This window comes from Sphingopyxis sp. Geo25, from assembly GCF_949769135.1.
Taxonomy (GTDB): Bacteria; Pseudomonadota; Alphaproteobacteria; order Sphingomonadales; family Sphingomonadaceae; genus Sphingopyxis.
In genome coordinates, this window is sequence record NZ_CATKOZ010000003.1 from 1 (window position 1) to 13,775 (window position 13,775).

At 62.3% G+C, this 13,775-nt stretch carries 14 protein-coding genes, 1 tRNA gene and 1 pseudogene; 9 read left to right on the top strand and 7 right to left on the bottom strand.

From position 1 onward, the window contains the following. Window positions 1-211: 211 nt before the first annotated feature. The 5 genes from QOL68_RS10495 to QOL68_RS10515 all read left to right on the top strand — a co-directional run bounded on the left by QOL68_RS10495 (window position 212) and on the right by QOL68_RS10515 (window position 4,436). Window positions 212-487, top strand: a complete 276-nt coding sequence (locus QOL68_RS10495) for a hypothetical protein (protein WP_282949515.1) — start codon at window positions 212-214, stop codon at window positions 485-487. Between the two features lies 1 nt (window position 488). Then, window positions 489-623, top strand: coding sequence for a hypothetical protein (locus QOL68_RS10500; RefSeq protein ID WP_282949514.1), 135 nt, complete (start codon window positions 489-491; stop codon window positions 621-623). Between the two features lie 141 nt (window positions 624-764). Beyond that, window positions 765-2,948, top strand: coding sequence for a glycosyltransferase family 4 protein (locus QOL68_RS10505; protein WP_282949513.1), 2,184 nt, complete (start codon window positions 765-767; stop codon window positions 2,946-2,948). Continuing rightward, complete coding sequence (locus tag QOL68_RS10510; RefSeq protein ID WP_282949512.1) at window positions 2,941-4,242, top strand: glycoside hydrolase family 130 protein; 1,302 nt, start codon at window positions 2,941-2,943, stop codon at window positions 4,240-4,242. The genes QOL68_RS10505 and QOL68_RS10510 overlap by 8 nt, the downstream gene beginning before the upstream one ends. An 11-nt stretch (window positions 4,243-4,253) precedes the next feature. Further along, the gene (locus tag QOL68_RS10515; protein WP_282949511.1) at window positions 4,254-4,436 is read left to right on the top strand and encodes a hypothetical protein; all 183 of its coding nucleotides are present in this window, start codon (window positions 4,254-4,256) and stop codon (window positions 4,434-4,436) included. Window positions 4,437-4,629: 193 nt separating this feature from the next. On the opposite strand, the gene QOL68_RS10520 is transcribed toward QOL68_RS10515, so the two are convergent. Beyond that, a complete protein-coding gene (locus tag QOL68_RS10520; RefSeq protein ID WP_282949510.1) occupies window positions 4,630-4,929 on the bottom strand; it encodes a hypothetical protein in 300 nt (99 codons plus the stop codon). Between the two features lie 621 nt (window positions 4,930-5,550). Between QOL68_RS10520 and QOL68_RS10525 the strand changes: the two genes are divergently transcribed. Next, the gene (locus QOL68_RS10525; RefSeq protein ID WP_282949509.1) at window positions 5,551-6,423 is read left to right on the top strand and encodes a hypothetical protein; all 873 of its coding nucleotides are present in this window, start codon (window positions 5,551-5,553) and stop codon (window positions 6,421-6,423) included. On the opposite strand, the gene QOL68_RS10530 is transcribed toward QOL68_RS10525, so the two are convergent. The 4 genes and pseudogenes from QOL68_RS10530 to QOL68_RS18965 form a co-directional block, all read right to left on the bottom strand. Next, complete coding sequence (locus tag QOL68_RS10530) at window positions 6,420-6,575, bottom strand: hypothetical protein (protein ID WP_282949508.1); 156 nt, start codon at window positions 6,573-6,575, stop codon at window positions 6,420-6,422. The two genes, QOL68_RS10525 and QOL68_RS10530, sit on opposite strands and share 4 nt — an antisense overlap. Window positions 6,576-6,994: 419 nt before the next feature. Beyond that, a complete protein-coding gene (locus tag QOL68_RS10535; RefSeq protein ID WP_282949507.1) occupies window positions 6,995-7,165 on the bottom strand; it encodes a hypothetical protein in 171 nt (56 codons plus the stop codon). A 311-nt stretch (window positions 7,166-7,476) separates the two neighbouring features. Next, a complete protein-coding gene (locus QOL68_RS10540) occupies window positions 7,477-7,602 on the bottom strand; it encodes a hypothetical protein (RefSeq protein WP_282949506.1) in 126 nt (41 codons plus the stop codon). Between the two features lie 67 nt (window positions 7,603-7,669). Further along, a pseudogene (locus QOL68_RS18965) lies at window positions 7,670-7,888 on the bottom strand (hypothetical protein); the annotation flags it as partial. A 918-nt stretch (window positions 7,889-8,806) separates the two neighbouring features. Here QOL68_RS18965 and QOL68_RS10550 point away from each other — a divergent pair. Beyond that, complete coding sequence (locus tag QOL68_RS10550; RefSeq protein WP_282949504.1) at window positions 8,807-10,144, top strand: glycine zipper 2TM domain-containing protein; 1,338 nt, start codon at window positions 8,807-8,809, stop codon at window positions 10,142-10,144. Window positions 10,145-10,260: 116 nt separating this feature from the next. On the opposite strand, the gene QOL68_RS10555 is transcribed toward QOL68_RS10550, so the two are convergent. Continuing rightward, window positions 10,261-11,424 carry a sensor histidine kinase gene (locus tag QOL68_RS10555; RefSeq protein WP_282949503.1) on the bottom strand — a complete coding sequence of 388 codons (1,164 nt, stop codon included), beginning with the start codon at window positions 11,422-11,424 and terminating at the stop codon, window positions 10,261-10,263. A 423-nt stretch (window positions 11,425-11,847) separates the two neighbouring features. Continuing rightward, window positions 11,848-11,921, bottom strand: a tRNA-Gln gene (locus QOL68_RS10560). A 155-nt stretch (window positions 11,922-12,076) separates the two neighbouring features. Here QOL68_RS10560 and QOL68_RS10565 point away from each other — a divergent pair. Beyond that, a complete protein-coding gene (locus QOL68_RS10565; RefSeq protein ID WP_282949502.1) occupies window positions 12,077-13,369 on the top strand; it encodes an FAD-dependent oxidoreductase in 1,293 nt (430 codons plus the stop codon). Beyond that, window positions 13,366-13,773, top strand: a complete 408-nt coding sequence (locus QOL68_RS10570) for a DoxX family protein (RefSeq protein WP_282949501.1) — start codon at window positions 13,366-13,368, stop codon at window positions 13,771-13,773. Before QOL68_RS10565 ends, QOL68_RS10570 begins: the two co-directional genes overlap by 4 nt. Window positions 13,774-13,775: the final 2 nt, after the last annotated feature.

Sequence of the window (13,775 nt, forward strand, 5' to 3'; positions counted from 1 at the left end):
AGCGGACGTTCAGAAGCAAGCCTGAGCGCTCGCTCTCTAGGATATAGAGTTTGCTGGTTAGACTTCGATGCCCTCCGTTTTTATCGCCCATCGGCGAACTAGAGTTAAAATCTCTCAATCCCATATTCGTGCGGCGATCCTCGCAGAATGTGTTATACGGCCACATCACCTGAATTCCGAACAAGCTCCATGTGACAGAGGGACAAATATCGTGCTCTCGCTTGATGCAGGAGCACGCACCATGTGCCTCAACCAGCTACTCGAAGACGAACAGATCGCGCTGATGCGCTATTCCGCCGCGACCAAGCCCTCGGAGGTCATGCGATATCGGCGCAAGATCGAAAGCCTCGGTCAGCGCTTCAAATCCTTCCCCTACCGTCACCGTCCCTATCTTTCTCAAATTGTCAGGCCCGATGCGATCGCTTCGGCGCGCCCGCAGCGTTCGAACGAATTCTCGTACCGGGCGATCGAACGGAAGGACGTCTGACATGGCAAAATCGCAAAAGCGCAGCAATCGCGAGACCCGCAAGCCCAAGGCGACGAAGCCGAAAGCGCTCACCGGCCTCGCCGCCCACGAAGCATCCGCGGTGAACCTGACCGCGAAACCGAAAGGCAAGCACTGAGATGGCCTGCACACGCCGGCGCTGCGGATTGCCTTCGTCGGCAATGCCCTCCCGCGCCGCTGCGGTATAGCCACCTTCACAACCGACCTCGACCTCGCGGTCGGCGCGCTCGGCGAGGTTGCGGATACGGCCATTGTCGCGATGATCGAGCCGGGCGGCGACCATGAATTTCCGCCACCCGTCCGCAAGAAGATCCGTCAGGACCAGGCGGCCGACTATCGCGCCGCCGCCGACTTCATCAATCGCGAGGCCTTTGATCTCGTCTGCCTCCAGCATGAGTTCGGTATCTTCGGCGGCGAGGCAGGCGCGCTGATTCTCGGCCTCGTAGCGAGGCTAGATGCGCCGCTCGTCACCACCTTGCACACGGTGCTCGATCGGCCAACCACGGCGCAGCGCCGCGTCATGAAAGATATCATTACCGCATCGGCGCGGGTGGTCGTCATGGCCGACAAGGCGCGCGACATGCTAATCGACGTCTATGGTGCCAATCCAGGGAAGATTGACGTTATCCCCCACGGCATTCCCGATGTTCCGCTAGCCTCGACGCGAGCCGCCAAGAAGCGTTTGGGGTTTACCGATCGCAAGGTGATTCTGACGTTCGGGCTGATGAGCCCGAACAAGGGCATCGAGACGATAATCGACGCTATGCCCGAGATTGTCCGGAGCACGCCCGATACTCTCTATGTGGTGATGGGCGCCACGCATCCCGCCTTACTGGCGCGTGAGGGCGAGCGTTATCGCGACACGCTGATGGCGCGGGTACGCGAGCTTGGCCTCGATGACCATGTCGCGTTCATCAACCGTTTCGTCGACCGCCCCGAACTGCTCGATCATATCGCGATGTGCGATATCTACGCGACGCCTTATCTGTCGGCGGCGCAAATGACGTCGGGAACGCTCGCCTATTCGCATGGTCTGGGGCGTCCGGTCGTTTCCACGCCCTATTGGCACGCCGCCGCGTTGCTCGCCGACGGGTCGGGCGTCCTGATCCCGTTCGACAATCCGGCGGGCTTCGGTCCGGCGATTTGCGATCTGCTGGGCAACGACCCCGAACGCGTGGCGATGGGGCGCAAGGCCTATGCGGCGAGCCGCCCCATGATATGGGCCAATACGGCACGGCGCTATGCCGCGAGTTTTCGCAAGGCTTGCCGCGAGCCCAGGCTTGCGTCCGGCGGCCGGGCGGGGATGCCCGAACCCGGGCCGGTTCCCCTGCGGGCAAACGTCCAAGGCGGCCTTCCACCGATGTCACTCGACCATCTCGCCGCGATGTCCGACGACACGGGAATATTCCAGCATGCGGTCCATGCGATCGCCGACCGCAGTCATGGATATTGCATCGACGACAATGCACGGGCGCTGCTGCTGTGCTGCAGTCACGCCGGCGGCCCCGATGCGGCGCTGACGCGCCGGCTGTCACTCACGTTCGCGGGCTTCATCCAGCACGGCTGGAATCCCGGCAATCGACGCTTTCGCAATTTCATGGGCTTCGACCGGCGATGGCTCGAAGATGCGGGCTCGGAGGATAGCCACGGAAGGACGCTCTGGGCGCTGGGCGCCTATAGCGCGCGAGCCTGCTCTCTTGGCCATGCGCGTTGGGCAAAAGAGCTGTTCAGCGAGGCGCTGCCCGAGGTCGAGGCCTTCACCGCGCCGCGGTCCTGGGCGTTCACCTTGCTCGGCCTCGCATCCTATTGCGCGGTTTATGCCGAAGATTATGCCGCCGCGCGCCTACGCGCCGAACTGGCCGGCCGCCTCGAAAGGTTGCTGTGTGCACGAGAAGGTCCTGAATGGACATGGTTCGAAAATGGCCTCAGCTATGACAACGCCCGGCTGCCGCAAGCGCTGATCGTCACGGGCGCCGCAGCGTGCTCGGCGACCATGATCGAGACAGGGCTGCGAAGCCTGCGGTGGCTGGTGGCCGTGCAGACAGCGCCCGAAGGTCATTTCCGGCCCGTCGGCTCGCATGGCTTCCTGATGGCCTCGCGCAACAGTCCCGAACCGTTCGATCAACAACCGCTGGAGGCTTGCGCGACGATCGCGGCCTGTATCGCGGCGGAAGCTGTCGATCCGGCCTCTTCGTGGCGCGCGGAAGCCGAGCGCGCCTTCGCATGGTTTATTGGCGCGAACGATCTCGGCATTGAACTGGCCGACGTCGCGACGGGTAGTTGCCGCGACGGGCTCCACCCGGACCGCGCGAACGAGAACCGCGGCGCGGAATCGGTGTTGTCCTTCCTGCTCGCGCTGGCCGACATGCAGCGCCTGAAAGCGACGGGCTGGCGGGCGCCGTCACCGACGAGCGAATCCACACACGACGCCATCGATGCCTGAGGGAACTCCGCCATCCGCGCCCTTCTTCAACCGGCAGGCGCTTCACTTGCGGCCCGACCCGTCGCGCGTCGTCGTCCGCCCGTTCCGGCCGGCGGTGGAACCTCGCGACCTGAATCCCGTCGACAAGACCCGCGCCAATCACATCGTCGACCGCGTCCTCGCGATGACCCCGGACGAAACCGACGCGCTGCTTGCCGAGACGCTGCGCAACTTCGACGACCGGCACCGCAACCTTCCCGCAATCTTCGAACGGCGTACCGCGGAAATGGAGGATGCGTTTGCCGCTCACATGAGTTTCTCGCAGGCGCAGCGCCAGCTCGTCGGCGCCTACTTCCTTCATGAGTACAGCTTCGAAGCGGCGGCGCTGTTCAATCCCAGCATCGTGCCGCACCCCGACCAGTCGGGAGTCGCCGCAGGATGCCGCCGCTTCATCCTCAGCCTGCGCGCCGTCGGCGAGGGCCATATCTCTTCCCTGACGTTTCGGTCGGGAATATTGGCCGCCGACGGAACCGTTACCATCGACCCGCCCGCGCGGCTCGCCGCGACGCCCGTCGTGACCGCCCGTGTCGGCGATCGTCTGGAACTAGGCTTCGATCCCGCCAGCGACATCGCCGAGCGGGTGATCTTCCCCGTCACAGAGATGCAGGCGAACGGGATCGAGGATGCCCGCTTCGTCGCCTTCCACGACGAAGGCCAGACCATCTATTATGCGACCTTCACCGCCTACAGCGGAAGCGGCATAAGGTCGGAGCTGATCGAAACCCGGGACTTCGTGACATTCCATCTGGTACCGCTCAAGGGCGCCGCGGCGCGCAACAAGGGGATGGCGCTTTTTCCACGAAAGATCGGCGGCCGCTATGCGATGATCGCGCGCCACGACAATGAGAGCCTGCACCTCATCCTGTCGGACGACCTCCACGAATGGGGTCTCGGCGAGGTGATCGTGAAGCCCAAATATCCCTGGGAGTTCGTCCAGATCGGCAATTGTGGCTCGCCCATCGAACTCGACGAAGGCTGGCTGCTCTTCACCCATGGCGTCGGCCCCGTACGCCATTATTCGATCGGCGCTGTTCTACTCGACAAGACCGATCCCTCGCGCGTGCTCGGGCGCTCGCCCGTGCCGCTCGTCCAGCCGGCGGCCGCGGAGCGCCATGGCTATGTCCCGAACGTGGTCTACTCGTGCGGCGCCATAAAGGTGGGAGAACGCATCCTGCTTCCCTATGCCATATCCGACGCCTTTTCGACCGTCGCCACGATCAGGATCACGAATCTTCTCGACCAGCTCAAGGATTGAAAGGCTTCGTCATGGACAAGACTCCTCCCGGAAACGACCGATCGTGCAAGAGCGGCAGAATCGATGCGGCCGAACGTAAAACACTCGATCGATACAGCATTACCCGCGTTCCCGTGGCGACCTATGTCCTGGACGGTTATCGCTATTCCACCCTTGCCGATGCGGTCGCGCAGGTGCGCCGTTCCCGCATGTGAAGCGAAATCGGACGCTAGCCGGCGACCGGAGACGACTTAAAACGCCACGGGACGCTTCCCAAAAACGGAACCCGCCCAGAACTAGCCGCCCCACCTGCCTAGCGCTGCGGCTTCTCCACCCTGGTGCGGCCACTTGTCACGATCCGGGCGATCCTGATGCAAGCAACGTGGCGGCCGAAAAGATTGTGCAAAATCACAGCCGCGGTCCTCGTCGGGGTTGTGCTCCGCCTTCATTGTCCCATTGTTCAATCGCTTGTTGGACGGGAAACGATTGTGCGATTTGAAGATGGGCTGGTTGCGAGGCCCCCGAGCGGGCGTTGCTCTCACGCGCCCAGCTATCGATTGCGCGCTCCAGGTCGCGCCGCCTGCGACGCGACTGGCGAAACGCGTTTTCGATTGTTTGCGGGACATGTTCCAGCCCATGAGTGAGAAGCCGGTTCCACAGCCGAATGATCCGGCCGAAAGGTTGCGAGGGTTCGTGGATGGCAATCATCGAATAGACTCCCGTCGGCAAGCGGGAGCTCGATGTCTCTCAGTCACGGGAAGCTTGCGATCGAAATCGGGTGATGCCTCATCCTAACACAGACGGACATAATGCCGGCATCAATTCGCCGCGCAGAACGAGACCATTCCACCCGCCCAGCCCGCATCGTCGCATTCCCTCCGGTCCACCCGAGCCCCGTGCGAAACCGAAGCGTATCACGAGCGCAATAACCGCCGAGCGAGGCTTCAATCTTTCGCGCCTGGCGGATTTTACCGCTCGACTCTCTCGTGGATAAGCCTAGGCTCTCTATACAAAGACTCTCTGATGCGACCCTCGTGAGAGTTGATGGGGCTTCCTTTGGTCACGACCACAGAGGATGGAAAAAGCCCCGTCGAAGGATGGGGCTTTTTCTGTCCGGTCGATCCATCCCTGCGACCATCGCCCCTCAGGTTGCCGGACGCGAGCATGATCATGCCGCGCGTTGACCGCCACCGGAACGGCTGGTTTCTACGGTGACCATTGACCTTGTAATCAGCGGTTGTTCGCACCACATTCAAGACATCGCCAGATTCGTTTTTTGCATGTTGGCGACCGAGAGACTTTCGCGCTCCCGCACATGGGAGACGGAACATGGATCTCAATCACCTTCTCGATCACTATCAGATGGCCTTGATTGCAGTAAGCCGGGCGCGGCGCAATGGACATCTTTTGCCCAACTTCGATTTGCCTAGTCACTATACCAAGCGGATCGCCGAATATCGCGACCCGCGCGGCCTCAAAGACGGACTTCCAATAAGAACGCAGCCTGGTTCCGTACGCCCAAGGGCCGACCCAGCAACCTCAGAACCGGTCACCGGATATGGGGATTTCCTCGTCGACACACTCATTGCCGAGCTTCTCATTCAAAAGGGGTTCAGCATGAAGCCTCAGGAACGCAGAGCGTCAGCACTCGAAGATATAGGCGGCCGGCTGGCCGACATCGAGGAAGCGCTCCGGGTCATCGGCCGCGATATCTATCGGTCGCTCGGATATGATGACATCGCGCTCTCGACTCTTGCCGACGATACGATGCTGGACGACAATGTGAGCACCACAAGCACGGTCAAGCGCGGCTCTGAACGGCCATCGACGGACGAAGGTATCTCCCGCAGCCATGCCGGGCAATTGCCCCCGGAGACTTCGCAAAACACCAACGTTCATGACGATCGCGCCGAACTCCTTCGCCAGCGCATTCGGGAGCGCAGCTTAAGCGAACAAGCCGATGATCCTGATTGCGAACAGATCATTTCAAGGGCGATGCTCGACGCGGAAAATCGCCACGGCACAGCTTCGGAACAGTTTGCCGTCGGCAAGGAAGTCGAGGCGGCCCGCCTTGGCGATCGCGCGGCCGCCCATATCTGGAAAATCGTTGCCGAACGGCTTCATAAACTCCACGATATAGGCGGGCCGCTCGAAGCAGGATTAATGAATCGATTATGCGCCGCTGCCAAAGCGACAAGCTAATGGCGAACGGGAAGGATACGGATGCGGTCGATTGCACCAGGCGAAGCGGGCGACCGCGCAACCGAAGCCCCGCGCAAATCCTCTAACATCACCATATCATGACCATTCCCGCCGAACCGGAGCAGCACATCGGCTTCGATAATCAGGAACATTTCCCGTTTACGCCCGTCAAACCGCCACTCGTGCCAGCTTCGAACGATAGGGTCTTGGTTTTAGCGATCCGTGGTAGCAGGGCTTCGTGACCTGAATTCTGAACAAGCTGCATGAGACAAAGGGAAGATTGTTGTACTCTCGCTTGATGCAACAGTCCGCACTATGTGCCTCAATCCGCTACTTGAAGACGATCGGATCGCACGGACGCGCCATTCGGCCGCGACCTCGCTTCTCGACGATTATCGCCTCACCGGTACTTGCCTATGTGGTGCGAAGGCACATTTTTCCAACAGGTTATGCGAAAATCGCACACTGCCAGCGGCCGGGAGTCACTGGAAGGGTGGCAGGATACTTCTAAAGACGAAACCGGGCCACGCATCGACACGCAGCCCGGTCGGGGAAGATCCGTTAGCTGGGGCTAGCTGCTCTGCTTGCCCGGCTTTGCCGTCTCTCCGCCCTGCTGAGGCCGCTTGTCGCGGTCCGGCTGGCCGGGCTGACGGCGATCGCCATCTTCCTGCTGGGGCTGGCGCTCGCCTTCCGGCTTGCGGCCCGGCTGGTTGCCGGTCTGGTTCTGGTCGGGGTTGACCATGACCATTCTCCTCTCTTCAAATGCCCGGTAGTGGGCATGGAGACGACGCGCCAGAGAGAGCATTGTTCCCGATCATCATACGAGAAGACAAATAGCGCGTTTCCGGTCGGCCGAGCGGCAAAAGAAGAGCGGCAGAAGAAGATCGTCTCAGCCCCGCTGTCCGCTTGCCTGCCATACCAGGCCGGTCAGTTTGACCATCTCGCAACCGCAAACGGTGCAATAACTGACGAAGAGCCCCCGGCCCCAGGGGTTCGCCCTGAGATCGAGAAGGTGCCGGCCACAAAATTGTGCAAAATATGATCGCGTTCCTTTCACAGGTTGTGCTCCGCCCATAGCTCCTTCACCCCCCCCCCCGGCGCGCCCATCAATGCCGACAGCAATACCGACGCCAGTACCCTGACGAGAGCCTCGACGATCAACCGGCCGGCGGCGATCATATCCTTGATCGAACCGCATCCCTACACCGAACATCAGCAGGATGCCGATTTCGGCGAACTGGTTCGCTACATCGGCGCCGCCCCCCAAGAAACCCCGAGTGAACGAGCCGACGGCCAAGCCAGCAAGCAGATAGCCGACGAGCGGCGGCAGCTTGAGCCTGCTCGCCATAAACCCGCCGATGAAGGCGAGCACCAGTCCCATGAGGAGCATGGCGAGAAGCCTGGTATCGTGGAGCAATAGCGATCCTTCCCGAAAGGTCCGCCATGCGGACGCCGGCCGCCCCATCAGCGATGGCAAAAGGTCGATCCTACGGCGGCGATAGTGCCAAGGCCATGCAACAGCGTCGATCGTACGTCAGCAAGCCAGAGACGTAGTTCCCCAAAGCGCCATCCGAGCCATCGACGAATGTGATGGCTCTACCCTAGCATTGGCCATGCATCATCCCAGATGGAGGGTATTGCATTCCATGCCTTGAGCGCCGGTGCGACTGAGAGATTCCTCCATACTCCCGCTCGGCGACGGAGCCGGGTCATGCCGACTATATCAGAGGTTTTGAAGTCGGGGCGGGCTGCAGCCGCGCCTCGCGTGATGGCGTTACCTTCGCGGCATGAAGCGGACAGGCGATCGGCTGTCGAGAGCTGGAAAAATGAAGGTGGCCACTTCCCCGAGCTCGCGCCCATCCGAAACCCAAGCGCCGCAATTCCCGAGCCGGCGGCCACCGACTCCGAAAGGCAAAGAACGGAGATAGAGAGCCTGACCCGTAAGCTCGCCGACGACTTCGCCAATTGACGCGTCGGCAGGCGGTACAGCACCTATCAACATCGCACACGAGTCATTCGCCAACTGTGACGACGATATGGGCCGCAGGGCGCGACTGATCGCCCGCGGCAGGCTGTTTGGTGCAAGGCCAGCGGTGCGTTCACTCCCGCCCGTCATTTCAGCCTGATTTTTCGCGTGCCGGCTCAGGCGGCGACGGGGATATTCTGCGCACATCTCATCAAATCTCCCACCCGTCTACCAAGACCGTTGATAAAATCCCGATTAGAAACAATATAAATTACCCAATATATTTATCATGATATGAAAAAATAAATCGAATCTTGAAACCATAATTTCAGGAAACGGGGGAAATAGGGGAACTATAAAAAATACTGAGCGTTGTTTAATTGCGAGCGGCATCTTGTCAGCTCCAGGAGCCCCCAAATGTACAGGTTTATTCTCGCGGCGAATATCGCCGCCATCGCCCTTGTTCCGTCCATCGCCGGCGCACGAACGCAGTCGCAGGCGACCTGCGAAGAACAGCGCTCGACGCGCGTCGTCGCCACCATCGGTGGAGCGGCGGCCGGCGGCGTGCTCGGCAATGTCGTCGCCGGTCGTGGCGACAAGACGGTCGGAACCGTGGTCGGCGCCGCCGCAGGAGCCGTTCTCGCCAACCAGATCGCCAAACCGACGCGCGATTGCCGCGATGCCTTTGGCTATTACGACAATGAAAATCGCTGGCACGCCACCGGGGTGAACTCCTCCGATGCCCGCGGCTATTATAATCGTGACGGGATATGGGTCGATGGTCCGCCCAACGGTCGATATGGCAGCGATGGCCGCTGGGTCACTTACGCGGCGTCCAGTCGCGGAGAAGGCGACTATCGACCGGGCGGCGAATGGGTGCCCGCATCAGCGAACGGTTATTACGACCGCGACGACCTCTGGGTGCCGGGTTCGACGAGTGGCCGGTATGACGATCGCGGGCGTTGGATCGGAAACACCGCTTCAAACCCGCCAACTCGCCGCGACGACGCCTATGGCTATTACGACACCGCCGGCGCGTGGCACGCAACATTGACCGCGCGCGGCCGAGCTACCGGCTATTATGACCGCGATAACAAGTGGGTCACCGGAACGCCGAACGGCTATTATGACGAACGGCGCAACTGGATTCCCCAGCGCGAGGACGGAACGGCAAGCGGCAGCTATGACGGCCAGAACCGCTGGATACCAGCCTCTTCGGCCGGCTATTATGATGACAATGATCGCTGGATAACCGGTGCCGCAAGTGGCCACTATGATCAGCGCGGCCGCTGGGTCGCGGGCGTGACCGTCGGCCATTATGACGCGAACGGCCAGTGGATTGCCGGCGCCGCGAGCGGTCGCCGCGACGCGAACGGCCAGTGGATCGCCGATCCGCATCCCGGCTATTATGATCGGAACGGCCGATGGAACGCCGGAGTGACGACGGGCTATTACGACGCCCGCGGGCGCTGGGTTCCTACCGGGCGCGAGGGCATGGACAGCGACTATGGGGCGAACCGCCCCGCTATCCTCTCGCAGCTCGCCAACCTCGACCAATATGTCCGCACCGCGCGATCGGAGCGCACGATCGACAACCGGACGGCCATGAGTGCCAGCCGCGAGCTGCGATCCATTCGCGCCAGCGAGCGGGCCATGCGTCATGACCGGATGGACCGCCTGTCAGCGCGCAATGAAGCCGCGCTTCAGTCGAGGATCGATCGCCTGAATCTTCGCCTGCGGCTCAGCCCGCAGTAAAACGAACGCCCATCAAAAGGGGATCTGCCGCCTCCGCTCAATGCGGGGGCGGCAGTTTTTCATCCCGATCATGGCGGAAGTTGGCAGAACCATCTTGTCAACCGGCCGCGCCCGCTTCAGCCCGCACCGACCGGCGCGTCGTGCACGATCGAAACCCTAGTTCCGGGATTGGCGCCCACCGTTTCGACGGTCGCGTGAAGCTGTCTCGCCAGGGCTTCGACAATACTGGTCCCGAGGCCGGGCTTGGCCGCAGCCAGCTTGCGCGGTGTGCCTACGCCGTCGTCACGGACCGTCAGTTTCCATGCCTCGCCCAGTGCATGATAATCCACCAGGATCGCTCCACCGCGTTCGCCCGGGAACGCGTGCTTCAGCGCATTGATCACGAGTTCCGTCACGATCAACCCGAGGCTGACCGAGATGTCGGCATTCACCATGCTGTCGTCCGCGCTCACCTTGAGCGAGACAAGGTCCGGGTCGCGGATCATCGAGGCGCCGAGGCTCTGGCAAAGCTGCGTGAAGTAGGCACGCAATTCGACCTCGCCCAACCGTGACGCCGCCAGATGTTGCTGGACGGTGGCAATCGACATCACGCGATTATGCGCATCGCGAAGATGGCTTCTCGTCTCTTCCGACTGCACCCGCCTCGCACTCTGCATGAGCACGCTGGCGATGATCTGAAGGCTGTTGGCGACGCGATGCTGAAGCTCCTGAAGCAGGATCGCCTTCTCGCGCAACAGGTCATCCTTCAACTTTTCGCTGATCCGCGCTTCGGTCACGTCCGAAATGGTCAGCAGCAAGCGCGGCCGGGCTAGATCGCCATAGTCGAGCATCTTCGCACGGAGCACGAGCCGGCGGGGCGCGCCCGGGCCATCGAGGTCCATTTCATAGCATTCTATCTCTGCGTCGCCGCGAAAGGTGACGCCGAGCAATGTCCGAAGTTGCGGCACGTCCCACTCGCCGTCTCCCAGTTCCATCGGCGTCCGCCCAACGGCTTGCCGCCGGTCGAACGCGAAGGCGCGGCAGAAGGACGTGCTGGCCGCAATGATCGTGAAATCCTGGTCGAGCAGCAGGGCGGGTGCATCGGAGGCGGCAATGACGGCAAGCGCGAGATTGAGCGCAACGTCGGCATGGATGGTGCGGGTCATCATGGCCCCTTTCGGGGAGACCGGAGAGCTGACGGGCTTGAAAGCCGGGTCCGGGGAGAAACGGCGCGCTCGCGAACACGAGAAGCGCGCCGCTAACATGGAGAGTATACCATGAATGCAGGCGCGTCGCGCCAAGATTCCGCTCCATCGGCGGTTACGCGCGATTGATTGAGCAAGGGGTTCGGTATTGCCTCGTGTCGCCATCGCTCACTAAATCCAAGCGACCGCTTTCAGGTGGCGAGTGACTCGGGCTGAAAGGCTGAAATCAGGCGCAATGCTGACAACCGATCGCCTTGGGATTGGTCAAAAACTAGGTACCGCGGGCATATGCGTCTCGGGCCATCGTCTTAAATGGAGCGAATAGCATTGGTGAAACTCGACGGTTGGCACCTTGAATCGCTGAATGCAGTCTCCGCCGGGCTCCCTAAATGGCATAAATCTGCCATCTACCCCACACCTCTGCAAATCTGAAAATTGCGGGGTAAATCTCAACGGGATACGAAAGAATCGCTCATCTATGAAATTAGGAGCGGCTTCAGATGAAATCTGACATGGTTCTGGATGCCCCGTGAGGATTCGAACCTCAATAGACGGAATCAGAATCCGTAGTCTTACCATTAGACGACGGGGCAGCGAGGCGGGCGCAATATGATTGCGTGGCCGTCCTGTCAAGGCCGCTGCGCCGATTTGCAACAGCCCGCTTGCCCTCCGGCATTTCGCCGCTAGCATCGCGCCATAACAAGAGGGGCCGCGCCCTGGCGCAGACCCCGCACATGGAGGTGGGTTGATGCGTCATGTCGCGATCGTCGGGTCGGGTCCGGCAGGATATTATACCGCCGAAGCATTGCAGAAAGCCGACGATATCGCGATCGACGTCATCGACAGGTTGCCCGTTCCCTATGGCCTGATCCGCACCGGCGTCGCCCCCGATCACCAGTCGATCAAGGCGGTGTCGCGCCGCTACGAAGGCGTCGCGCTCACCGACAACGTCCGCTTCGTCGGCCATGTCTCGGTCGGCACCGACGTCAGCATCGATGAATTGACGGGCCTCTATGACGCCGTGGTCCTGGCGACTGGCGCCCCGCACGATCGCCCGCTCGACATCCCCGGCGCCTCGCTGCCGGGGGTGATCGGCAGCGCGGCCTTCGTGGGCTGGTACAACGGCCATCCCGATTTCGCGAAGCTCGATCCGTCGCTCGATGCCCCCGGCGTTGTGGTCGTCGGCAACGGCAATGTCGCGCTCGACGTCGCCCGCATCCTTGCCAAGACCCCGGAGGAGTTCGCGGGCAGCGATATCGTGTCGCACGCCCGCACGGCGCTTTCCGACAGCGCGGTGCGCGAGATCCACATTCTCGGGCGCCGCGGCCCGCACCAGATCGCCATGACCCCCAAGGAACTTGGCGAGCTCGGCCATCTCGAGCGCGCTAGCCCGCGCGTCGACCCCGCCGACCTTCCCGACGAAGGCGACGACGCCATGCTCGAGCCCGGGATGCGCAAGTCGGTGACACACCTCCGCAGCTTCGCGGCCAACCCGGTCGCAAAGCCCGTGACGATCGAGTTCGACTTCTTTGCGATGCCCGTCCGGATCGAAGGCGATGGCCGCGTCGAGCGCGTGATCGTCGAACGCACGACGCTCGACGCCGACCTGCGCAGCCACGGCACCGGCGAAACCTATGCGATCGACGCGGGGCTGGTGATCAGCTGCATCGGCTATCAGACCCCGCCGATCCCCGGTGTCCCCTATGAGCATGGCCGCGGCCGCTTCGCGAGCGACGAGGGGCGGGTGCTTCCCGGGCTCTATGCGGTAGGCTGGGCCCGGCGCGGCCCGTCGGGAACGATCGGGACGAACAAGCCCGACGGTGCCCGCATCGCCGAAATGGTGTTGGAGGACATCGGGCGCGGCGCGGGCAAGGCGGGGCGCGCCGGGCTCGACGCGCTGCTCGCGAGCCGCGATATCGTGCCCGTCACCTTCCGCGACTGGCGCAAGATCGAAGCGGCCGAAATCGCGGCCGCGCTCGACGGCAACCCGCGCGAGAAGTTCACCAGCGTCGAGGCGATGCTCGCCGCAATCGGACGGTGAGCCCCGGCCGGGACGGCATCCGCGCACTGCTGCGTTGGCTGCTGGCGCTTGCCTATGGCTATGCGGGCTATCGCCATCTCGCGACGCCCGCGCCCTTCGTCGCGATAACCCCGCCGTGGGTGCCGCAACCCGATTTCGTCGTCGCGGCGACCGGCGTTGCCGAACTCGCGGGCGCACTCGGGCTGATGGTCCCGCAGACGCGCAAGGCCGCGGGCTGGGGCCTCGCGCTCTATGCACTCTGCGTCTGGCCCGCGAACTTTCACCATGCGCTTGCGAACGTCGCGATCAATGGCGAGACGCTGAGCTGGTGGTACCACGGGCCGCGCCTCGCCGCGCAGCCGCTGATCATCTGGTGGGCGCTATGGGCGGGCGGCGCGACCGACTGGCCGTTCCGCCGCCGCTAGCC

What these genes read in the sequence shown, in the direction of transcription:
- QOL68_RS10500 (WP_282949514.1), top strand. Translation starts at nt 489, where the DNA reads ATGGCAAAATCGCAAAAGCGCAGCAATCGCGAGACCCGCAAGCCCAAG.
- QOL68_RS10505 (WP_282949513.1), top strand. Translation starts at nt 765, where the DNA reads ATGATCGAGCCGGGCGGCGACCATGAATTTCCGCCACCCGTCCGCAAG.
- QOL68_RS10510 (WP_282949512.1), top strand. Translation starts at nt 2,941, where the DNA reads ATGCCTGAGGGAACTCCGCCATCCGCGCCCTTCTTCAACCGGCAGGCG.
- QOL68_RS10515 (WP_282949511.1), top strand. Translation starts at nt 4,254, where the DNA reads ATGGACAAGACTCCTCCCGGAAACGACCGATCGTGCAAGAGCGGCAGA.
- QOL68_RS10520 (WP_282949510.1), bottom strand. Translation starts at nt 4,929, where the DNA reads ATGATTGCCATCCACGAACCCTCGCAACCTTTCGGCCGGATCATTCGG.
- QOL68_RS10525 (WP_282949509.1), top strand. Translation starts at nt 5,551, where the DNA reads ATGGATCTCAATCACCTTCTCGATCACTATCAGATGGCCTTGATTGCA.
- QOL68_RS10530 (WP_282949508.1), bottom strand. Translation starts at nt 6,575, where the DNA reads ATGTTCCTGATTATCGAAGCCGATGTGCTGCTCCGGTTCGGCGGGAAT.
- QOL68_RS10535 (WP_282949507.1), bottom strand. Translation starts at nt 7,165, where the DNA reads ATGGTCAACCCCGACCAGAACCAGACCGGCAACCAGCCGGGCCGCAAG.
- QOL68_RS10540 (WP_282949506.1), bottom strand. Translation starts at nt 7,602, where the DNA reads ATGATCGCCGCCGGCCGGTTGATCGTCGAGGCTCTCGTCAGGGTACTG.
- QOL68_RS10550 (WP_282949504.1), top strand. Translation starts at nt 8,807, where the DNA reads ATGTACAGGTTTATTCTCGCGGCGAATATCGCCGCCATCGCCCTTGTT.
- QOL68_RS10565 (WP_282949502.1), top strand. Translation starts at nt 12,077, where the DNA reads ATGCGTCATGTCGCGATCGTCGGGTCGGGTCCGGCAGGATATTATACC.